This window comes from Staphylococcus rostri (genome assembly GCF_002902145.1).
GTDB classification, from domain to species: domain Bacteria; phylum Bacillota; class Bacilli; order Staphylococcales; family Staphylococcaceae; genus Staphylococcus; species Staphylococcus rostri.
In genome coordinates this window covers 1-21,606 of record NZ_PPRF01000120.1, presented here as the reverse complement: position 1 = coordinate 21,606, position 21,606 = coordinate 1, and the positions used below count along the sequence as shown (strand labels likewise).

The 21,606-nt window shown below is 39.3% G+C and carries 20 protein-coding genes; 19 read left to right on the top strand and 1 reads right to left on the bottom strand.

Annotation, left to right across the window (positions count from 1 at the left end):
* The gene (locus tag CD122_RS11040; RefSeq protein WP_103358997.1) at positions 1-1,104 is read left to right on the top strand and encodes a sensor histidine kinase; all 1,104 of its coding nucleotides are present in this window, start codon (positions 1-3) and stop codon (positions 1,102-1,104) included.
* Complete coding sequence (locus CD122_RS11035) at positions 1,104-1,706, top strand: response regulator transcription factor (RefSeq protein WP_103358996.1); 603 nt, start codon at positions 1,104-1,106, stop codon at positions 1,704-1,706. The genes CD122_RS11040 and CD122_RS11035 overlap by 1 nt, the downstream gene beginning before the upstream one ends.
* Positions 1,707-1,758: 52 nt before the next feature.
* Here the strand turns inward: CD122_RS11035 and CD122_RS11030 are convergent, their stop codons facing one another.
* On the bottom strand, positions 1,759-2,211 hold the full coding sequence (locus CD122_RS11030) for an N-acetyltransferase (RefSeq protein WP_103358995.1): 453 nt from the start codon (positions 2,209-2,211) through the stop codon (positions 1,759-1,761).
* A 130-nt stretch (positions 2,212-2,341) separates the two neighbouring features.
* Between CD122_RS11030 and bshC the strand changes: the two genes are divergently transcribed.
* The 17 genes from bshC (at position 2,342) to ileS (ending at position 21,179) form a co-directional block, all read left to right on the top strand.
* Positions 2,342-3,955, top strand: a complete 1,614-nt coding sequence (gene bshC, locus CD122_RS11025; protein WP_103358994.1) for a bacillithiol biosynthesis cysteine-adding enzyme BshC — start codon at positions 2,342-2,344, stop codon at positions 3,953-3,955.
* A 144-nt stretch (positions 3,956-4,099) separates the two neighbouring features.
* On the top strand, positions 4,100-4,531 hold the full coding sequence (gene mraZ, locus CD122_RS11020; protein WP_103358993.1) for a division/cell wall cluster transcriptional repressor MraZ: 432 nt from the start codon (positions 4,100-4,102) through the stop codon (positions 4,529-4,531).
* 18 nt (positions 4,532-4,549) lie between these two features.
* Entirely contained in the window at positions 4,550-5,485 is a 936-nt protein-coding gene (gene rsmH, locus CD122_RS11015; protein ID WP_103358992.1) for a 16S rRNA (cytosine(1402)-N(4))-methyltransferase RsmH, read from the top strand.
* 18 nt (positions 5,486-5,503) lie between these two features.
* Entirely contained in the window at positions 5,504-5,902 is a 399-nt protein-coding gene (ftsL, locus tag CD122_RS11010) for a cell division protein FtsL (RefSeq protein ID WP_103358991.1), read from the top strand.
* Entirely contained in the window at positions 5,883-8,033 is a 2,151-nt protein-coding gene (locus tag CD122_RS11005) for a penicillin-binding protein (RefSeq protein ID WP_103358990.1), read from the top strand. The genes ftsL and CD122_RS11005 overlap by 20 nt, the downstream gene beginning before the upstream one ends.
* A gap of 87 nt (positions 8,034-8,120) precedes the next feature.
* Entirely contained in the window at positions 8,121-9,086 is a 966-nt protein-coding gene (mraY, locus tag CD122_RS11000) for a phospho-N-acetylmuramoyl-pentapeptide-transferase (protein WP_103358989.1), read from the top strand.
* Positions 9,087-10,436: a UDP-N-acetylmuramoyl-L-alanine--D-glutamate ligase gene (gene murD / locus CD122_RS10995; protein ID WP_103358988.1), complete on the top strand. Its 1,350-nt coding sequence runs from the start codon at positions 9,087-9,089 to the stop codon at positions 10,434-10,436.
* A 13-nt stretch (positions 10,437-10,449) separates the two neighbouring features.
* Positions 10,450-11,343 (top strand): cell division protein FtsQ/DivIB, encoded by an 894-nt coding sequence (locus tag CD122_RS10990; protein WP_103358987.1) that lies wholly within the window; start codon positions 10,450-10,452, stop codon positions 11,341-11,343.
* 217 nt (positions 11,344-11,560) lie between these two features.
* Entirely contained in the window at positions 11,561-12,955 is a 1,395-nt protein-coding gene (ftsA, locus tag CD122_RS10985) for a cell division protein FtsA (protein ID WP_103358986.1), read from the top strand.
* A gap of 29 nt (positions 12,956-12,984) precedes the next feature.
* Positions 12,985-14,148, top strand: coding sequence for a cell division protein FtsZ (gene ftsZ, locus CD122_RS10980; protein ID WP_103358985.1), 1,164 nt, complete (start codon positions 12,985-12,987; stop codon positions 14,146-14,148).
* Between the two features lie 179 nt (positions 14,149-14,327).
* A complete protein-coding gene (gene pgeF, locus CD122_RS10975; RefSeq protein WP_103358984.1) occupies positions 14,328-15,149 on the top strand; it encodes a peptidoglycan editing factor PgeF in 822 nt (273 codons plus the stop codon).
* Positions 15,139-15,813 carry a YggS family pyridoxal phosphate-dependent enzyme gene (locus tag CD122_RS10970; protein ID WP_103359010.1) on the top strand — a complete coding sequence of 225 codons (675 nt, stop codon included), beginning with the start codon at positions 15,139-15,141 and terminating at the stop codon, positions 15,811-15,813. Before pgeF ends, CD122_RS10970 begins: the two co-directional genes overlap by 11 nt.
* Before the next feature lie 4 nt (positions 15,814-15,817).
* Positions 15,818-16,378, top strand: coding sequence for a cell division protein SepF (locus tag CD122_RS10965; RefSeq protein ID WP_103358983.1), 561 nt, complete (start codon positions 15,818-15,820; stop codon positions 16,376-16,378).
* Positions 16,379-16,388: 10 nt separating this feature from the next.
* Entirely contained in the window at positions 16,389-16,679 is a 291-nt protein-coding gene (locus CD122_RS10960; protein WP_103358982.1) for a YggT family protein, read from the top strand.
* A 158-nt stretch (positions 16,680-16,837) separates the two neighbouring features.
* The gene (locus CD122_RS10955; RefSeq protein ID WP_103358981.1) at positions 16,838-17,608 is read left to right on the top strand and encodes a YlmH family RNA-binding protein; all 771 of its coding nucleotides are present in this window, start codon (positions 16,838-16,840) and stop codon (positions 17,606-17,608) included.
* Between the two features lie 25 nt (positions 17,609-17,633).
* Positions 17,634-18,242: a DivIVA domain-containing protein gene (locus tag CD122_RS10950; RefSeq protein ID WP_103358980.1), complete on the top strand. Its 609-nt coding sequence runs from the start codon at positions 17,634-17,636 to the stop codon at positions 18,240-18,242.
* A gap of 189 nt (positions 18,243-18,431) precedes the next feature.
* The gene (ileS, locus tag CD122_RS10945; RefSeq protein ID WP_103358979.1) at positions 18,432-21,179 is read left to right on the top strand and encodes an isoleucine--tRNA ligase; all 2,748 of its coding nucleotides are present in this window, start codon (positions 18,432-18,434) and stop codon (positions 21,177-21,179) included.
* Positions 21,180-21,606: the final 427 nt, after the last annotated feature.

The following is a 21,606-nucleotide window of genomic DNA, read 5'->3' as shown; positions in this document are numbered from 1 at the left end:
GTGATATTAGCAAAAATTAAGCAAAATCAGATTGCAGCTGTTAATTTAGTATATTGTATTTTTCCAATTATCGCATTGACGATAGGGCAGTATCAAGGTGCGTTGTGGCTAGGTATATTGATGACGGCACAGTATATTATGGGTTATATATGGATGTGCTTTGTGGATTTGACTGAACGCCTAACACTGCGACGCTTTATTTTGTTCATGCACTATGTAGGGATTGTCTATTTTATTTTCTTTTTCGGCGGCTACTTTTTTTACTTTTATTTTTATTCAGCATATATCGTGCCCTTTGTCTTTCATGCCACATTTAAATCATTCGAAATGCGGTTATATATCGTGAGCATGATACTGTCGGTTGTGATGATCACCATCAAATATCCAGAATTAGTCGTCGTGATGTTACCTATGTTAGTTGTCTTAATCGGTATGACGATAGCGAATATGAATAGTGTGAAACAACAACAATTAGAAAATGAATTATTGAAGAAAAATGAGTATATTAATATGCTGATTGCGGAAAATGAGCGGGCACGCATTAGTCAAGATTTACATGATACACTTGGCCATATTTTTGCGAGCCTTAGTATTAAATCTGAACTGGCAACAAAACTACTTGAAAATGAACGTACAGCTCAAGCTAAGACAGAGGTAGAAAGTATTAATCAGTTGTCACGAGATGCGCTCGTCAAGGTGCGTGGGATTGTGGAAAATGTGAAATTACAATCATTTGTGGATGAAGTGCAGTCGATGGAACGGCTTTTGAATCATGCAAATGTTGCTTTTAAGTTTGAAGGAGCGGAACGTACAGCGACACTGAGTCCAACGAAACAAGCGACTTTGGCGATGGTATTGAGAGAAATGGTCAATAATATTATTAAACACGCGCAAGCAACGACTGTTGTCGGTCGTATTGAAGAAGATGATGATTTGATGACGTTAACGCTACAAGATGACGGTGTTGGCATGACAGATGTGACAGATGATGATTTTCAAAGTATTCGTCAGCGTGTGCGTACGTTAGACGGGACGTTCAATGTCGAAAATTTACAGCAAGGCTTATTACTCACGATTACATTTAGAAGAAGGACTGATGGCTAATGATTTCAATGGTGGTGGCAGAAGATCAAGAAATGTTACGCAATGCGATGGTTCAAATATTTTCACTGCATGATGAGATTTCGGTATTAGCAGATATTGCGGACGGGGAAGCGGCGTTACAAGTCATTCGTGATCAGCAACCGGATGTCGCAATTTTAGATGTTGAAATGCCGAAAATGTCAGGACTACAAGAGTTAAAAGCGATTAAAGAAGCGGACTTAGCTACCAAAGTCATTATTGTAACGACATTCAAACGACCAGGATACTTTGAACGTGCTGTTGCAAATGACGTAGACGCGTATGTGTTAAAGGAACGCTCTGTTGATGACTTAGTGATGACAATTAAGCGTGTCATGGCAGGACAAAAAGAATACAGCGAGTCGTTAATGACGTCACTGCTACAATACAAAAATCCGCTGACAGTTAAGGAGCAACTCGTGCTAAAAGAAATAGGCAAAGGTCTGACAAGTAAAGAAATTGCCGAAACGCTTTATTTATCAGATGGAACGATTCGAAATTACACGTCTATTATTATCGAAAAGTTACACGCAGAGAATCGCTTTGATGCGTGGCGTAAAGCAATGGAACAAGGTTGGTTATAAAACAATGCCACATGACAGGTGAAACATACGCGTCATGTGGCATTTAACATAGTTATTTATTTTCTGGTGCCCATACTAAAATATCGTGACCGTCATCATTTTTAGCTTCCAAGTCTTCAAAGCCATTTTTTACAAAGAAGCCTTTTGATTCAAATCGGGCGATAGCTTTAATCGGATGTCCGAGTGATTTCGCATATTCAAGTAATGCAGAACCATAGCCTTTGTTCCAATAGGGTTCAAGTACTTCTAACTTCCACACGACTAAGTAATCGTCATAGTCAGGGAAGTACGTCTCTTCTACTTCACCTTTACGGTATAACGCCATGCGCGCCACAATCTTTTCTCCTACATAAATACCGTAAAATGGAGAGTCTGAACTTGCATCAATCATCTCTCCGTGCAGTTCATCAACAAGGTAAAGATCTTTGTTGCCGAAATCTTTGCGGAATGCTTCGAATAGTTCCTCCGTCTTATAGTTAATATCAAGATGTGTTACTTTCGCCATTAGATGACCCCCTTTGTTTTCTTTCCTATATTATAACGCAATTCTGAAAGTTATTGAAGTAAGCCGTAAAATTGTCAGATACGCATGCAACCTTTATACTGATAACGAATACTAGTTAAGGAGAATGAGCATGGAGTGTTTAAATATCACGATTAATGAATCGGATTCGTTTATTAAAGACTATACGAATCACGATGCGCGAATTTTGCAGTTTTATACGTATGATCCAAATCAATCTGAAAGCTACGACCAGCGTATGGCGCATCAGAACAATGGGAGAGAGGCAGCCGTTGCATCTGTGATTCGTGATTATATGTCAGATTTAGTGCTCACAGACACCCAACAAGAGAATATCAAAGCCTTATCAGAAGGTGCAAAAGTCGTGATTGGTGGGCAGCAGGCAGGCTTGTTCACAGGTCCACTTTATACATTTCATAAAATTTTATCGATTATTACGAAGGCAAATGAATTGTCATCAGAATACAATCAACGTGTTGTGCCAGTGTTTTGGATTGCTGGGGAGGACCATGACTTTGATGAAGTGAACCATACGTACACGATGAATCAGCGTACAGGTCAATTGAATAAGGTGAAGTACCATACGATGACGCCACCTGAAACAACGGTATCACGTTATGTTCCAGATAAAGAGGCATTACACGAAGTATTAGTACGCTTTTTTGAAACGTTACCAGAAACACGACACTCTAAATCGCTGTTTGCAGAAATGGAACGTATGATTGAACAATCGACAACATGGGTGGATTGTTTCAAACAAATTGTACAACGTTGTTTTGGTGAACAAGGTATTTTGTTAATTGATGCGCAACATGAGGCGTTAAGAGCGATTGAGAAGCCGATGTTAAGTCAGTTGATTGAACAGCATGAAGCGGTTGATCACGCATTTCGCAGTGTCCAAGCACAAACCACTGCAGCAGGTCTTGCAGAAATGATTATGACAGGAACGAATGTGCATTTATTCTTACATGAAGATGACCAACGTCAACTGCTTAAATATGAAAATGGGGCATATCACATTAGCAAGAGTGATAAGACATACTCAAAAGAAGCGTTGTTAGCACTTGTTGAAGCAGAACCAGAACGCTTTTCAAACAATGTGGTGACGCGACCATTAATGCAGGAGTGGTTGTTCAATACAGTTGCCTTTGTCGGTGGACCGAGTGAGATTAAATATTGGGCAGAATTATGCGATGTTTTTCGTCTGTTCGATATTGAAATGCCTATCGTGTTGCCACGTATGCGCATCACTTATGTTTCTGGACAAACTGAAAAGTTACTAGAGAAATATGACTTGCCACTTGCAGATGTCATTGCGTCAGGAACGAAGCCAGCACGTCAACGTTTTATCCGTGCGCTAGCGTCAGATGTTGTTTTAGAACAAATTGAAACGATGAAGCGCCAACAAGAAGCGTTTTATGAGACGTTGACACAGGAAATGTCTGAGTCTGAAGATAACCGAAACTTGTTAGAGAAAAACCACGGCATTCAAATGTATCAATACAACTATTTGAAAACGCGCTATTTAAATAATATTGCACGTGAGAATGCGATTAGTATGCGCCACTTCAAAGTGTTGGAAGGGACGCTTCACCCGATGGAAGGGTTACAGGAGCGTGTGTGGAATCCGCTACAATTACTCAATGAAAATGGGGTAGATATGTACGCGTCCTCCACTTTCCCTCCACTTCGCTACACTTTTGATCAAATTATCGTGAAACTATAGATATACCAACGATTTGAGGATGATTCGCTTTATACGAATGATCCTCTTTTTTCGTTTTTTTGATAAAATTTGATGATTTTTACAGAATTAGTGGAGGATAGTGGTGAGATGTGGTAAATTATAAATAAGGTGAGGTGAGAAGAAATGTTCATGGGCGAATATGAAAATAAGCTTGATGCAAAAGGGCGTATGATTGTTCCGTCTAAGTTTCGTTATGACTTAAATGAACGTTTCATTATCACACGAGGCCTTGATAAATGTTTGTTTGGTTATACACTTGAAGAATGGCAAACGATAGAAGACAAAATGAAAACCTTACCTATGACAAAACGTGATGCGCGTAAATTTATGCGTATGTTCTTCTCGGGTGCCGTTGAAGTGGAGATCGACAAGCAAGGACGTATTAATATTCCAGCAAAATTGCGTGAATATGCGAATCTTGATAAAGAATGTACCGTTATTGGTGTTTCTAACCGTATTGAGATTTGGGATCGTGCAACATGGAATGATTTCTACGATGAATCTGAAGAGAATTTTGAAGAAATAGCAGAGGATTTAATTGATTTTGATTTTTAATATATCGGAGGTTTTGGCGTGTTTCATCATATTAGCGTTTTACTACGAGAGACAGTCGATCAACTGAATATCAAAGAAGATGGTGTCTATGTTGACTGTACACTCGGTGGCGCTGGACACTCACAATACCTTCTAAGTCAGCTATCTGATCAAGGACGTTTAATTGCGATTGATCAAGATACGACAGCGATTGAACATGCAAAAGAAAAGTTGCGTGATGACTTGCATAAAGTCACTTTTGTGCATAATAATTTTAGAAACTTGAATCAGATTTTAGATGATTTAGGGATAGATAAGGTTGACGGTATTTTGTACGACCTAGGTGTTTCAAGTCCACAGCTTGATGTACCTGAACGTGGCTTTAGCTATCATCATGATGCGAAGCTCGACATGAGAATGGATCAGACACAAGCGCTATCTGCGTACGAGGTCGTGAACGAATGGGCGTACGAAGATTTGGTGAAAATCTTTTTCCGTTACGGCGAAGAAAAGTTCTCAAAACAAATTGCGCGTAAAATAGAAGCAAGACGAGAAGTGCAACCGATTACGACAACGTTAGAACTTGTTGAGTGCATCAAGGAAGGGATTCCGGCAAAAGCAAGACGTAAAGGCGGGCACCCTGCAAAACGTGTATTCCAAGCCATTCGTATCGCAGTAAACGATGAATTGGCAGCGTTTGAAGATTCACTAGAACAAGCTATCGAACGTGTGAAAGTTGAAGGGCGTATCTCGGTCATCACTTTCCACTCTTTAGAAGATCGTTTGTGCAAGCAGATGTTCCAAGAGTATGAAAAGGGACCAGACGTACCAAGAGGGTTGCCAGTACTTCCTGAAGCGTATACACCAAAGTTAAAACGTGTAAACCGTAAACCAATCGTGGCAAGTGATTCAGATTTAGAAGATAATAACCGTGCAAGAAGTGCAAAACTTCGAGTCGCAGAAATATTAAAGTAAAGGAGCTAGCAGATAATTATGGCTGTAGAAAGAATTTATGAACCGTACCAACAGCAAATGGCAGAGCCACAAAGTACCCCTAAGACATCGACACGTAAGCAAAAAACTGTAAAGAAGCAAGTAGTAGTCAAGTTTACACGCTTTGAAAAGCTACTATACATATCTTTAGTAACTATTATTGCTGCAATTAGTATTTTTATGTTGTCACTTAAAATGGACGCATATGACACACGAGGTAAAATTGCAGATTTAGAAACAAAAATCGAACAACAATCTAGTCAAAATAGCGCATTAAAATCAGAAACAATGAAAAATGCTTCTTATGAACGTATCTATGACAAAGCTCAAAAACAAGGCATGAGTCTACAGAATGAGAATGTAAAGGTAGTGCGTAAAGATGGCGAAACGAAAAATTAAAATTAAAAAAAATAAACTAGGAGCAGTCCTCCTGATTGGTGTACTCGGGCTGCTCTTTTTTTCATTGGTTTTAAGGTATGGTTACGTCATGTTATCTGGCCAGTCATCTGGTGAAGATCTTATTATGCGTGCCAATCAGAAATATTTGTCACAGTTAGATCAATCTGCAGAACGCGGTAAAATATATGATCGTAACGGCAAAGTACTTGCTGAAGATGTCGACCGTTTTCGTCTCGCAGCCGTTATTGATAAACGAGCAAGTGAAGAGTCGAAAGAGCCAAGGCACGTCGTTGATAAAAAGAAAACAGCCAAACAACTAGCGAAAGTCATTGATATGTCAGAAAAAGATATTGAAAAACGACTCAGCATGAAGAAAGCCTTCCAAGTTGAATTTGGTAAGGCAGGACAGAATTTAACATATCACGACAAAGAAAAAATTGAGAATATGAAGTTGCCTGGTATCACGTTATATCCAGAAGTGCAACGTTTCTACCCAAATGGTAACTTCGCCTCACATTTAATCGGAATGGCACAGAAAGACCCTGACACGGGCGAACTGAAAGGTGCACTCGGTGTGGAAAAAATCTTTGATAGTTATCTATCAGGCGAAAAGGGACACGCACAGTATACACGCGATATTTGGGGCTACATTATTCCAAACTCTAAGAATGAAGTGGCACCTCAACGTGGCGATGACGTGCATTTAACGATTGATGCCAATATACAAGTATTTGTTGAAGAAGCGCTTGATAAAATGGTTGAGCGCTATAAACCAAAAGACTTGTTTGCGGTCGTGATGGATGCCAAAACGGGAGAAATTCTCGCATACAGTCAACGTCCTACTTTTAACCCTGAAACGGGCGAAGACTTTGGAGAAAAGTGGGCGAATGATCTTTACCAAAACTTATATGAACCTGGTTCGACATTTAAGACGTTTGGACTAGCAGCGGCGATCCAAGAAGGTGTGTTTAAGCCAAAAGAGAAATATGAATCGGGTTATCGTGATATTCAAGGTTCACGTATCTATGACTGGAACAAAAAAGGGTGGGGAGAAATCCCAATGAGCCTTGGTTTTACTTATTCATCTAATACGTTAATGATGAAATTACAAGACCTTGTTGGCGCGGATAAGATGCAGTCATGGTATGAGAAGTTCGGCTTTGGTGAGTCGACGGGGAGTCTTTTTGATGGTGAACAGAGTGGTAACATTGCATGGGAAAATGAATTGATGCAGAAAACGAGTGCCTTTGGTCAATCTACAACGGTGACACCGGCGCAAATGTTGCAGGCACAATCAGCATTTTTCAATAAAGGCGAAATGGTACGACCATATTTTGTAGAATCTGTGATGAATCCAGTGTCTAATGAGACATTCTATAAAGGCAAACGTGAAGTAACAGGTAAGCCAGTAACGCCGGAAACAGCGAAGAAAGTCATGAAAGAATTAGACTTAGTTGTTAACAGCAAGAAGAGTCATGCATCACATTATAAGGTGGATGGCTATCGAGTTGCTGGTAAGACAGGGACAGCACAAGTTGCCGATCCTGAAAACGGCGGCTATGTACAAGGACCGAACCCTTACTTTTCAAGTTTTATGGGGCACGCACCGAGCAAAAATCCACGTATCGTCGTATATGCTGGTATGAGCTTAGCGCAGAAACGTGACCAAGAAGCGTATGAAATGGGTGTGAGTCGTGCATTCATCCCGATTATGAAAAACACCTTGCAATATTTAAACGTTGGTGACGATGAAATTAATGAAAAAGTGGCTATTAATAAAGTACCGGATGTGACTGAGAAATCTGTTGAGAAAGCAGAGAAAGCATTGGAGGATAAGTCACTGAAACCGGTTGTCATTGGACTCGGCGATAAAGTTGTAAGTCAAAGTCCAACGTCCAATACACGATTATTACCACACAGTAAAGTCTTGCTATTGACGAACGGTGACTTAACAATGCCAGATATGACCGGGTGGACGCGAGATGATATCGTGGCATTCGAGTCGTTGACAGGCGTGAAGGTGAAAGTAAAAGGTAGCGGCTTTGTAACATCACAATCGGTTGGCTTGCAAGCACCGATAGATAAGAAAACAACGATTGAAGTTGAACTGAAATCTGAAGAAGCTGAATAGCGAGTGAAAAGGTGGGTGACCACCTTTTCACTTATGCTAACTATGAATAACAGCGAAACATGACAAATTATTTTAAAGGAGACTATCATGGGAATCATTAGCGCAGTTATCGCATTTATTATTACAGCAGTATTAGTACCAATTTTAATTCCAACACTAAAGCGAATGAAGTTCGGACAAAGCATTCGTGAAGAAGGACCACAAAGTCATATGAAAAAAACTGGGACACCAACAATGGGCGGTTTGACATTCTTGATTGGTGCAATTGTTACAACGATTATCGCAAGTATTTTTGTTGAACCGGCAAGTCCGTTATTATTATTGCTCTTTGTAACAATTGGATTTGGTTTAATCGGTTTTATTGATGACTATATTATTGTGGTAAAAAAGAACAACCAAGGTTTAACAAGTAAGCAGAAGTTTTTAGCACAAATTGTGATTGCAGTCATTTTCTTTATTGTGGCAAAAGGCTTTAACGCATTTGATTTTTCAACGGATATTAACTTACCGTTTACAGATGTATCAATCCCGTTATCATTCGCATATGTCATCTTTATTGTATTCTGGCAAGTTGGCTTTTCAAATGCGGTTAACTTAACAGACGGATTAGACGGTCTTGCAACGGGATTATCTATTATCGGTTTTACAGTGTATGCCATTATGAGTTTTGTATTAGAGCAACCTGCAATCGGCGTATTCTGTATCATTATGGTAGCGGCACTTGCTGGCTTTTTACCATATAACATTAACCCTGCGAAAGTATTTATGGGAGATACAGGTAGCTTGGCACTTGGTGGCATTTTTGCGACAGTATCAATTATGTTAAATCAAGAACTATCATTATTATTTATCGGACTCGTGTTTGTAATCGAAACATTATCGGTTATGATTCAAGTAACATCATTTAAACTAACTGGCAAACGTGTCTTCAAAATGAGTCCATTACATCATCATTTCGAGCTTGTAGGCTGGAGTGAATGGAAAGTTGTTACAGTATTTTGGTCAGTCGGTTTTATCACAGGTCTTATCGGCTTATGGATTGGAGTGAGCTAATTGATAAACTATACAGGATTAAAAGGTAAAAAAGTACTCGTACTAGGCATGGCGAAAAGTGGCTATGAAGCAGGGAAGTTATTGCATCGACTTGGCGCAGATGTCACAGTCAATGACGGCAAAGATTTGTCTCAAGACCCACATGCAAAGGATTTGGAAGCACTTGGGATTAACGTGGTTAGTGGTTCACACCCACTCGCATTGTTAGATGAAAATCCAATTATCGTTAAAAACCCGGGTATTCCGTACAGCGTCCCATTATTACAAGAAGCGCAAAAGAAAGGTTTAAAAATATTGACGGAAGTGGAACTCAGTTATTTAATTTCTGAAGCGCCAATTATTGGGATTACAGGAACGAATGGTAAGACGACAGTTACTTCTTTGTTGGGGGATATGTTTAACAAAAGCCGTGAAACAGGTCACTTGGCAGGGAATATCGGTTATGTGGCATCAAAAGTTGCACAAGATGTGCGTGCAGATGAATATCTCATTACAGAGTTATCATCATTCCAATTATTAGGTATTGAACATTATCGTCCGCATATTGCGATTGTGACAAATATTTATGAAGCGCATATTGATTACCACGGGTCATTGGAAGAATATCAAGAAGCGAAAAAACGTATCTTCCAAAATCAAACAGAAAGTGATTATTTGATTTTTAACTATCAACAACGTCATTTAATCGATCCGTCAAAAATTAAAGCTAAAATTTTATACTTCTCAACGGAACATGCGGTAGACGGTATTTACGTTGAAGATGACTACATTGTTTACAAAGGCATTCACCTTATCCATTTAGATGATATTGTGTTACCAGGAACGCACAACTTGGAAAATATATTAGCAGCAACGATGGCGGCTATTTTAGCAGGTGTATCAGTAAGTGCGATTGTGCAGTCATTAACATCGTTCTCTGGTATCTCACATCGCCTGCAATACATTGGTAATAATAAAACAAATAAATATTACAACGATTCAAAAGCGACAAACACACTTGCGACACAGTTCGCATTAAAGTCTTTCAAACAACCGATTATTTGGTTATGCGGTGGACTTGATCGCGGTAACGGTTTCGATGACTTGATACCATATATGAACAATGTGCGCGTCATGGTTGCATTTGGAGAAACGCAAGAAAAGTTCGTCAAGCTCGGAGAAAGCCAAGGTAAGTTAGTCATCCGTGCCGTTGATGTTGTAGACGCAGTGAATAAAATACAAGAAGTCATTGAACCAAACGATGTGGTATTACTTTCTCCGGCGTGTGCAAGTTGGGACCAATATGATACATTTGAACAGCGCGGTGAAATGTTCATCAACGCATTTCGCAATCATTTGCCATCACATTAAGGATGTGGATTGAATGACAGAAGAAATCCCAAAAATTGATAATACATTTCTCAAAGAAAAACGTATGCGCCAATTGAAAAAACGGCGCCGCATTCAACTAGGTGTTGTGCTAGGGCTTGTGTTGTTAGTCGTATTGATTCTCGTCTACATGTATTCGCCAATCAGTATTGTTAAGCAAGTGACGGTAAGTGGTAATCACTACGTAGCAACTGAGAACATCAAAAAAGAACTTAACATCAAAAAAGATACAAGAGTTTATTCATACGATAGTGGCCAAGCGGAAAAACGAATAAAGAAACACGCGCTGATTAAACAAGCGGAAATTAAAAAAGGACTGTTCAACTCGATACACGTTGACATAACTGAGCATGATATTGTCGGTATTATGACTGTTAAAGACAAAGAAGTACCTGTTATTGAAAACGGCCAAATTCTTAAAGACTTTAATGACACATTGCCAAATGAAGCTCCGTATCTTAAAGGATTTAAAGGGACGGAAAAACAGCAATTAGTTGAAGCACTTGAGAAAATGGATCGCACGATAAGAGCACAGATTTCTGAAATTGTATACGAACCGAAAAAGAATCAGCCGCATCTTATTCGTCTTTATATGCGTGACGGCATTGAAGTATTGGGCAATACAAAAACAATCGCTAGCAAACTTAAATACTATCCAAGTATGTCGCAAGCATTGGAAAAGGATGAAACAGGTAATCTGATAAAATCAGGCTTTATCGATTTATCAGTTGGTGCAACTTTTATTCCGTTTGAAAATCTTAAAGACAACGCCAATAGTTCAGCAAGTTCACAACAAGTTGAAAGCAAAACGCAACTAGAAGATGAAGCGAAAGATGAATTACAAAAAGCATTGAACAAAATTAAAGAGGGCGAGAAAGCAGACAACTAAAAGAGGCTATGATTGAGGCGTGCAACTGATGTGTTTCAGCTATTGCCTTCCACATAAAATCTCAAACTTAAATTGAATGTTTCTATTAATGTCGAAACCTCGAGTAAATCCGTAAAAAAGTTAGAATTTCAACAGGTTTATAGTTCACATTAGTAGAGTGTTATTGTAAACTTATAATAGTGTAAAAATGTAAACAACTGTCAGGAGGTGCCTATCTATGGAAGAGCATTATTATGTTAGTGTAGATATCGGCTCATCAAGCGTGAAAGCAATCGTTGGTGAAAAATTTCACAACGGAATTAATGTGATAGGTACAGGGCATACCTATACAAGTGGAATCAAAAATGGTTTAATTGATGATTTTGATATTGCGAAACAAGCAATTAAAGACACAATTAAAAAAGCGTCTATCGCATCAGGCATAGATATTAAAGAAGTTTTCTTGAAATTACCAATCGTTGGTACAGAAGTATATGATGAATCAAATAAGATTGAGTTCCATGAAGATACAGAAATTGACGGAACACATATTGAAACAGTATTAGAAGGTATTCGCAATAAAAACGACCAACCGGATACGGAAGTTGTCAACGTTTTCCCAATTCGCTTTGTGGTTGATGATGACAATGAAGTGTCTGATCCAAAAGAACTCGTTGCACGTCATTCATTACAAGTGGATGCAGGTGTTATTGCGATTCACAAATCAATCCTTATCAACATGATTAAATGTGTTGAATCTAGTGGTGTGGACGTGTTGGATGTATATTCTGACTCATACAACTACCGTTCAATCTTGACACCAACTGAGCGTGAACTCGGTGCGTGTGTGATTGATATTGGTGAAGACTTAACACAAATTGCGTACTATGAACGCGGTGAACTTTTCGATGCTGATGTTGTATCAATGGCAGGTCGTCACATTACAGATGACATTGCACAATTTTTAAATACAACATACGATGCAGCTGAAAAGATTAAGCAACAATATGGTCACGCATTTTACGACTCAGCTTCCGATCAAGATGTCTTTACAGTAGAACAACTTGATTCTGAAGAAGTCGCACAATACACACAAAAAGAATTAAGTGATGTCATTGAAGCACGTGTTGAAGATATTTTCTTTGCGGTATTCGATATCTTAGAAGACCTTGACTTGAAGAAAGTCAACGGTGGTTTTGTCGTGACAGGTGGTTCGGCCAACTTGTTAGGCGTTAAAGAACTTTTACAAGATATGGTAAGTGAAAAGGTACGTATTCATACACCTTCACAAATGGGTATTCGCAAACCTGAATTTTCTTCAGCAATTTCTACAATTTCTAGCAGTATTGCTTTTGATGAGTTGTTAGATTATGTTACAATTAGTAATCATGATAACGAGGAAATTGAAGAAGAAGTAATTGAAAATGACGCACGCTCTCATGAAACAAAAACAGGTGGATTTGAGTCATTCTTTAAGAGAAAACCGAAAAAGCAGCCACAAGATCAGTCACAAGAAGCGTATTCAGACTATGAAAGTGGCGACGCACATGTAGAAAACACAGACGCTGAAAACGGTGAACCAAAACAAGAGGAAAGTAAATTCAAAAAAATTATGAAATCTCTGTTTGATTGATTGGCTACAAAGATTAGGAGGAAATTTAAATGTTAGAATTTGAACAAGGATTTAATCATTTGGCGACACTTAAAGTTATCGGTGTCGGTGGTGGCGGTAACAACGCTGTAAACCGTATGATCGACCACGGTATGAACAACGTTGAATTTATTGCAATTAATACTGATGGCCAAGCTTTAAACTTATCTAAAGCTGAGTCTAAAATCCAAATCGGTGAAAAATTAACACGTGGTTTAGGTGCAGGTGCAAACCCTGAAATCGGTAAAAAAGCTGCTGAAGAATCACGTGAACAAATTGAAGATGCAATTCAAGGTGCAGACATGGTATTCGTTACAGCTGGTATGGGTGGCGGTACTGGTACAGGTGCAGCGCCTGTTGTAGCCAAAATCGCAAAAGAAATGGGCGCATTAACAGTTGGTGTTGTCACTCGTCCATTTAGCTTTGAAGGGCGTAAACGTCAAACACAAGCAGCTGCTGGTGTAGAATCTATGAAAGCTGCAGTTGATACATTAATCGTAATCCCTAACGATCGTTTATTAGACATCGTTGACAAATCAACACCTATGATGGAAGCATTCAAAGAAGCAGATAACGTATTACGTCAAGGTGTACAAGGTATCTCTGACTTAATCGCTGTATCTGGTGAAGTGAACTTAGACTTTGCTGACGTTAAAACAATTATGTCTAACCAAGGTTCAGCATTAATGGGTATCGGTGTATCTTCAGGTGAAAACCGTGCTGTTGAAGCGGCGAAAAAAGCCATTTCATCACCATTACTTGAAACTTCAATCGTAGGTGCACAAGGTGTGCTTATGAACATTACTGGTGGCGAATCTTTATCATTATTCGAAGCGCAAGAAGCAGCGGATATCGTACAAGATGCAGCTGATGAAGATGTAAACATGATCTTCGGTACAGTTATTAACCCAGAATTACAAGATGAGATTGTTGTCACAGTTATCGCAACTGGTTTTGAAGACAAACCATCATCACAAGCGCGCAAACAAGGTCATTCTGGCTTTGGTGCAAGCGCAACACAAGCAGCACCAAAAGAATCAAGTTTTGGTGGCGGTGTGACATCATCACAAGATAAAGAAGCAGACAGCGCTCGTGCGCACACAACTGCTGATGATGACATTCCAAGCTTCATCCGTAACAGAGAAGAAAGACGCTCAAGAAGAACACGTCGTTAATCTTAAGCGTTAGGCTAAATATAAAAGATTGCTGACTATCACGAAGCAATCTATGTAGAACTTACGAACGAAAGTGCTAGGGCAAATGTCATTACTTCATTGTCCTAGCATTTCGTATTTCAAGTCGTTTTTGAAAACGATATACGTTGTCGTGCAGAAGGTTGAAGGGAGTGTGTGCGATGGAAGCATTTGTTCAAAAACCACATCATTTAGCATATGAACCGGCAAAGACGCACGGTGTGACACTTGGGTTTACCACGCGACAAGGCGGTCAGAGTCCATATCCGAAACAGGCATTTAATATGGCGCGTTATATCGATGACGCACCTGAAAACGTGACACGACATCAACAAATACTTGCGTTAGAAATTGGTATTCCTCGTGAACATTGGGTGTTCCCAATTCAAACGCACGGTCATCAAGTTGTTGAGATAACGGCAGCTGATCAAGGTAAAAACATCGATTCGTTATCGAATGATGTGTTGTATGGTGTTGATGGCATGTATACGTATGATGACGATACAGTGCTAACGATGTGCTATGCAGACTGTGTACCAATTTATTTTTATAGTCCGAAACATCATTTTATTGGGCTGGTCCATGCTGGTTGGAGAGGCACCGTTCAACAAATTGTCTATGAGCTGATTCAGCACTTTCCATACGACTTACAAGATTTATTTGTCGTCATCGGACCTGCAACGTCGAATTCATATGAAATTAACGATGATATTCTTGCGCAGTTTAATGAACTCCCAATCGATGTAGCTGACTATATCGATACACGCGATGACAACCGACATGGCATTGATTTGAAGCACGCCAATCGATTGCTATGTGTGCACTATGGCATACCAGAAGCAAATATTTATACGACAAAGCATGCGACTTCTGAAGAATTGGACTGCTTTTTCTCATATCGTGTTGAACAAGGACAAACAGGTCGGATGCTTGCATTCATATCACAATCAAACGAAGGAGCGTTGAATGAAGATGTCTGTTAAACAAAACTTGTCTGAGATTGAAAAGACCTTGGCGGCACATGTTCCGGATAACGATCAAGCGTCATTGCCAAACGTGATTGCCGTAACAAAATATGTTACAATAGAGCGAGCTCAAGAGGCTTATGATGCTGGGCTACGTCATTTTGGAGAGAATCGTTTAGAAGGATTTCTAGAGAAGAAAGCAGCACTTCCTGATGATGTGACAATGCATTTTATCGGTTCATTGCAATCGCGTAAAGTTAAAGATGTCATCAATGAGGTGGACTATTTACACGCGTTGGACCGCAAAAGTTTAGCAAAAGAGATTAACAAACGTGCTGAACATGAAATTAAGTGTTTTGTGCAAGTCAATGTATCGGGTGAAGCGTCCAAGCATGGCGTTGCTTTGGAAGAAGTACAGTCATTCATTGAGATGCTTGAAGCGTACGAACATATTCGCGTCGTTGGTTTAATGACGATGGCACCGTATACAGATGACACCGCTTATTTGAAGTCGATTTTTAAACAACTTAAACATAAACGTGATGAGATCCAAGCGCTTAATCTTTCACATGCACCATGTACGGAGCTATCGATGGGCATGAGTAATGATTACGCAATCGCAACAGAAGAAGGCGCAACATTTGTAAGGATTGGCACGCGTCTAGTAGGAAAAGAGGAGTGAACACATGGCAATTAAAGATTTGTTCAACGGGTTTTTTACGATTGAAGAGGAAGAAGATACGTTTGTAGAAGAGCCGCAACAAGAACGCAAACAGCAAACAGAAGCGCCACAAGCGACGAAGCAAGCACCAGAACGTCCACGTGCGATACAATCTGTTCCTAAGAAGCAACCAACTCGTATCAAAACACCGAAGAATGAGCGACAATATCAAGTGCCGCAGCAAGCGAATTATCAAGGACAAGGGAATGTGGTTAGTATGAATCAGACGCCAGAAGTGGATCAAAATGGTAGCTCTAAAATGTGCTTGTTTGAACCACGCGTATTTTCAGACACGCAAGACATTGCAGATGAACTTAAAAATCGTCGTGCCACGCTTGTGAATTTACAGCGTATTGATCAAGTGTCAGCAAAACGTATTATTGATTTCCTAAGTGGAACGGTCTATGCCATTGGCGGGGATATTCAGCGTGTTGGTGCGGATATCTTCTTATGTACACCTGACAACGTAGAAGTGGCAGGTAGTATTACAGATCAAATCGAATCAATGGAGACACAATACGAATAAGGAGACTTGTATGAGCATAGAACTATTATCAACGATTACGAATTTTATTCTATTTGTCGTACGTATCTATACAATTGGGATGATTATTTATATTTTCATGTCATGGTTACCGGGTGCGCGTGAAAGTGTTGTTGGACGCTTTATGGCGAAGTTGTATGAGCCATTTTTAGAGCCGTTCCGTCGCTTTATTCCACCGCTTGGTATGATTGATTTGTCACCCATTGTCGCATTTATCGTCTTGAACTTGTTTTCTCAAGGGATTGTTGCGATTTACAACATGATTATTAGACATTTATATTAAATAATTGCGGGGCTGTGACATAATAAATTTGTGTAATGGAAAACCTATATACGGTGTCTCAAAGCAGATTTTGTCCCAACCTCGACTTCATTTCCCGTTCTAGGACGTCATGTCTTACAACGGGATTTTCGTATACTTAAAGATTGGCGGTATTTCAATTGGATATATATCAGCATTTTAGAACAGAAGAACAACCGATCATCGATACATTATTAGATAAAGTGAGAATGGCTTCGCAGCAATATGCGCCGGTATTAACACACTTTTTAGATCCACGTGGTCAATATATTTTAGAAGTGATTGTGGGCAGTTTTCCGGACATGACCGTCCATTTCAATGGTGGTGTAGATGCGGAACGTTGTCGTGCCATTATAGCACCGGATTATTATGTACCGGATGAAGCAGATTTTGAATTATCGTTGATTGAGATTGATTATCCGGAGAAGTTTGTGACGATTCAACACCCGCATATACTTGGGACGCTTATGTCGTTAGGAATTGAAAGAGAACAAGTGGGGGATATTATTGTTGGTGAACGCACACAGTTTGTTTTGACAAATCAGCTAGAATCTTATATCATGATGGAATTAACAAAGATTAAAGGTGCGACAGTCAAACTCAATGTCGTTCCACTCCAAGATATGGTACAATCTAAAGCATACTGGCAAACAATTGATGCGACCGTGAGTGCACTACGTCTTGATGTCATACTGAAAGAAATGGTGCGCAAATCACGAACAATTGCGAAAGAACTGATTATACGTAAGCGTGTGAAGGTCAATCATACTGTGATAGAAGCTGTAGATTACCAACTCGAACAAGGCGATTTATTATCTATCCAAGGTTTTGGTAGAGCACGTATTACCGCCATTGGTGATCGTACAAAAAAAGATAAATTAAGAATAACCTATCAAACATTATTCAAATAGTGTATGATGGAGGAGGGCACTTGTAATGGCTTATACACCAAGCGAAATTAAAAATAAATCATTTACACGAATTAAGAATGGTTTTGAACCGACAGAAGTTGAATCTTACTTGAGCGAATTATCGCGTGAGATTGAACGTCTTAAAGAAGATAAGAAACAACTCGAAAAGGTTTTAGCTGAACGTGAATCACACATTCAATCGTTCAAAGAAGTTGAAAAATCAGTCGGTGAAGCGCTTGTCAGTGCACAACGCGCGGCAGACGAGACAAAAGCAGCTGCACAAAAAGAACACGATGTGATGATTGCTAAAGCTAAAGCTGAAGGTGAGCGCATTGTGAACGATAGTCTTGAAAAGGCACGTCGCATGGCTTTCCAAACAGAAGACATGAAGCGCCAATCAAAAGTTTTCCGTTCTCGTTTTAAAATGTTAGTCGAAGCACAATTAGACTTATTAAAGAACGATGATTGGGACTACTTGCTTAACTATGATTTGGATGCGCAACAAGTAACAGAAGAAAACTTTGCACATTTGAATGAACAAGATGTAACGGAAGCTGACAAAGCAAGCGAACCAAAAGAAACTGAAAAACAAGAAAAAACTGAATCAAAAGAGGCAGACAAGCAAGAAAAATAAGTGATGACAGCAGCGAGCTAGGGACGGTGCGAGCCTGGCGGATGACCTTTTCTTGTATCACTGACTTTTTAATATCAATATATTTTAACGAGAGAACTCTAAGCTGAGTTAATCAGGGTGGTACCGCGGTATGTCCGTCCCTGTTAGTTGAGCTTAGAGTTCTTTCTAGTATAAAGGAGTGTAAGGGATATGGAGTACAAAGATACGTTATTAATGCCAAAAACAAAATTTCCAATGCGTGGGGGATTACCAAACAAAGAACCACAAATTCAAGAAACTTGGCGTGAACAAGATTTATATCACAAGTTATTGAAAAAGAATGAAGGTAAACCACACTTCATTTTACATGACGGTCCACCGTATGCGAACGGTAACCTGCACATGGGGCACGCACTGAATAAAATTTTAAAAGACTTTATCGTACGTTACAAAACAATGCAAGGGTTCTATACACCATACGTACCTGGTTGGGACACGCATGGTTTACCAATCGAGCAAGCGTTAACTAAAAAAGGTGTGAAGCGTAAAGAAATGTCTACCGCTGAATTCCGTAAAATGTGTGAAGCGTTTGCGATGGAACAAATCGAAAATCAAAAAGCAGATTTCCGTCGTTTAGGTGTCAATGGGGACTTTGATAACCCATACGTAACATTAAAACCTGAATATGAAGCCGCACAAATCCGTGTGTTCGGTGAAATGGCAGACCGTGGCTTAATTTATAAAGGTAAAAAGCCTGTGTATTGGTCACCATCTAGTGAATCATCATTAGCAGAAGCGGAAATCGAATATCATGACAAACGTTCAGCATCAATCTACGTTGCGTTTGATGTGAAAGATGCGAAAGGCGTCGTTGATGAAGATGCGAAATTCATCATCTGGACAACTACACCTTGGACATTACCGGCGAACGTTGCGATTAGTGTACATCCGGAATTAACATATGTTCAAATGAATGTTGAGGGTACGAAATATATCGTAGCTGAAGCGTTAGTAGATGAAGTAGCTGAACAACTTGGTTGGGATAAAGAAACAATCGTCCGTGAAAAAGAAGTGAAAGGTTCAGACCTTGAATATATAGAAGCACAACATCCATTCATCGATCGTGTATCACTTGTAATCAACGGTGAACACGTTACTACAGATGCGGGTACAGGTTGTGTACATACAGCACCTGGACACGGGGAAGATGACTATATCGTTGGACAAAAATACGACTTAGAAGTAATCAGCCCAGTTGATGCGAAAGGTGTTTTCACTGAAGAAGCAGGTCAATTTGCGGGTATGTTCTACGATAAAGCAAACAAAGAAATCACTGAATTGTTGAAAGAAAAAGGCGTGTTATTAAAACTCGACTTTATCACGCATAGTTACCCACATGACTGGCGTACGAAAAAACCAGTTATTTTCAGAGCGACACCACAATGGTTCGCGTCAATTTCAAAAGTACGTCAAGATATCTTAGACGCAATCGACCAAACGAAATTCAAAGTGGACTGGGGTAAAACACGTATCTACAACATGATCCGCGACCGTGGCGAATGGGTCATCTCACGTCAACGTGTATGGGGTGTACCACTTCCAGTATTTTATGCTGAAAATGGCGACATCATCATGACAAAAGAAACGGTATACCACGTGGCTGATTTATTTGAAGAGCACGGTTCTAACATCTGGTTTGAGCGCGATGCGAAAGACTTATTACCAGAAGGATTCACACATCCAGGTAGTCCAAACGGTATCTTCACTAAAGAAGAAGACATCATGGATGTATGGTTTGACTCAGGTTCTTCACACCGTGGCGTATTGGAAACACGTCCAGAATTAAGCTTCCCAGCGGACTTATACTTGGAAGGTAGTGACCAATACCGTGGTTGGTTCAACTCATCAATCACAACATCTGTCGCAACACGTAACGTATCACCATACAAAATGTTGTTATCACATGGTTTCGTTATGGACGGCGAAGGTAAAAAAATGAGTAAGTCGTTAGGTAACGTTATCGTACCTGAAACTGTCGTAAAACAAAAAGGTGCCGACATTGCACGTCTATGGGTAAGTTCAGTGGATTATCTTGCGGATGTTCGTATCTCAGATGATATCTTGAAACAAGTAGCTGATGTGTACCGTAAAATCCGTAACACATTACGTTTCTTACTTGGTAACATTAATGATTACAACCCTGAAACAGACAAAGTTGCAGAAAGTGATTTATTAGAAGTAGATCGCTACATCTTAAATCGCTTACGTGAATTTACGAATAGCACGTTAGAACACTTTGAGAATTATGACTACCTTGATATTTACCAAGAAGTTCAAAACTTTATCAACGTTGAGTTAAGTAACTTCTATTTAGACTACGGTAAAGACATCTTATATATCGAAGCACAATCAGCTCACAAACGTCGTAGCATGCAAACAGTGCTTTATGAAATCTTAGTCAATATGACAAAATTATTAGCACCAATCATCCCGCATACAGCAGATGAAGTATGGTCACATATTGAACAAGAAACTGTCGAAAGTGTTCACTTAACAGAAATGCCAAAAGCACAAGAAGTGGATCAACAATTATTAGACAAATGGTCACAATTTATGGCATTACGTGATGATGTGAACCGTGCACTTGAAGCGGCACGTAATGAAAAAGTTATCGGTAAATCATTAGAAGCCAAAGTTCGTATCGGTAATAGTGAATCATTCGATACAGTGGCATTCTTAAAAGGTTTCACAGACTTAAACCAATTATTCATCGTGTCTCAAGTTGAAGTGGTAGATGCACCAGCAGGTCAAACATACCAACACGCGACAGTCGAAATCACACATGCTGACGGTGAAAAATGTGAACGTTGCTGGAACTACAGCGAAGAACTAGATACAGTTGGCGAATTAACAAACTTATGTCCACGCTGTCAACAAGTCGTTAAAACACTTGTATAAGCAAGGCAATCACCAAATAGATAATTGAAAAGGGTCATCCTTTGAACAATGTATAAAATGTTCAAGGGGTGGCTTTTTTTGTTAGGTAATGAACGCATTGTTGAATTATTTTTTGTTAGGTAATGAACGCATTGTTGAATTATTTTTTGTTAGGTAATGAACGCATTGTTGAATTATTTTTTGATGGGTCTAATGAAGTAGTTTTTCAGAAAAAGCACTAGATCATTAGGTGTAATGAGTGATAAAGGGGCTGATTTTAGGCTAATAACGCTTTGAAAACAAGTGATACTGATGACAATCAGTATTTATTTTACTCTTTAAGTAATTATTTACAATCGAAATTAGTGGGAAATGCGTCATAAAAACATTTATTAAAGAAATGAGTCATAAAAAATGTTAGTTATCTAATAGTTGGATAAATAGACAC

Bases quoted from the DNA above. Each gene is read 5' to 3' on its own strand.
- CD122_RS11035 (WP_103358996.1), top strand. From the start codon at position 1,104: ATGATTTCAATGGTGGTGGCAGAAGATCAAGAAATGTTACGCAATGCG.
- CD122_RS11030 (WP_103358995.1), bottom strand. From the start codon at position 2,211: ATGGCGAAAGTAACACATCTTGATATTAACTATAAGACGGAGGAACTA.
- bshC (WP_103358994.1), top strand. From the start codon at position 2,342: ATGGAGTGTTTAAATATCACGATTAATGAATCGGATTCGTTTATTAAA.
- mraZ (WP_103358993.1), top strand. From the start codon at position 4,100: ATGTTCATGGGCGAATATGAAAATAAGCTTGATGCAAAAGGGCGTATG.
- ftsL (WP_103358991.1), top strand. From the start codon at position 5,504: ATGGCTGTAGAAAGAATTTATGAACCGTACCAACAGCAAATGGCAGAG.
- CD122_RS11005 (WP_103358990.1), top strand. From the start codon at position 5,883: ATGGCGAAACGAAAAATTAAAATTAAAAAAAATAAACTAGGAGCAGTC.
- mraY (WP_103358989.1), top strand. From the start codon at position 8,121: ATGGGAATCATTAGCGCAGTTATCGCATTTATTATTACAGCAGTATTA.
- CD122_RS10990 (WP_103358987.1), top strand. From the start codon at position 10,450: ATGACAGAAGAAATCCCAAAAATTGATAATACATTTCTCAAAGAAAAA.
- ftsA (WP_103358986.1), top strand. From the start codon at position 11,561: ATGGAAGAGCATTATTATGTTAGTGTAGATATCGGCTCATCAAGCGTG.
- ftsZ (WP_103358985.1), top strand. From the start codon at position 12,985: ATGTTAGAATTTGAACAAGGATTTAATCATTTGGCGACACTTAAAGTT.
- pgeF (WP_103358984.1), top strand. From the start codon at position 14,328: ATGGAAGCATTTGTTCAAAAACCACATCATTTAGCATATGAACCGGCA.
- CD122_RS10970 (WP_103359010.1), top strand. From the start codon at position 15,139: ATGTCTGTTAAACAAAACTTGTCTGAGATTGAAAAGACCTTGGCGGCA.
- CD122_RS10965 (WP_103358983.1), top strand. From the start codon at position 15,818: ATGGCAATTAAAGATTTGTTCAACGGGTTTTTTACGATTGAAGAGGAA.
- CD122_RS10960 (WP_103358982.1), top strand. From the start codon at position 16,389: ATGAGCATAGAACTATTATCAACGATTACGAATTTTATTCTATTTGTC.
- CD122_RS10950 (WP_103358980.1), top strand. From the start codon at position 17,634: ATGGCTTATACACCAAGCGAAATTAAAAATAAATCATTTACACGAATT.
- ileS (WP_103358979.1), top strand. From the start codon at position 18,432: ATGGAGTACAAAGATACGTTATTAATGCCAAAAACAAAATTTCCAATG.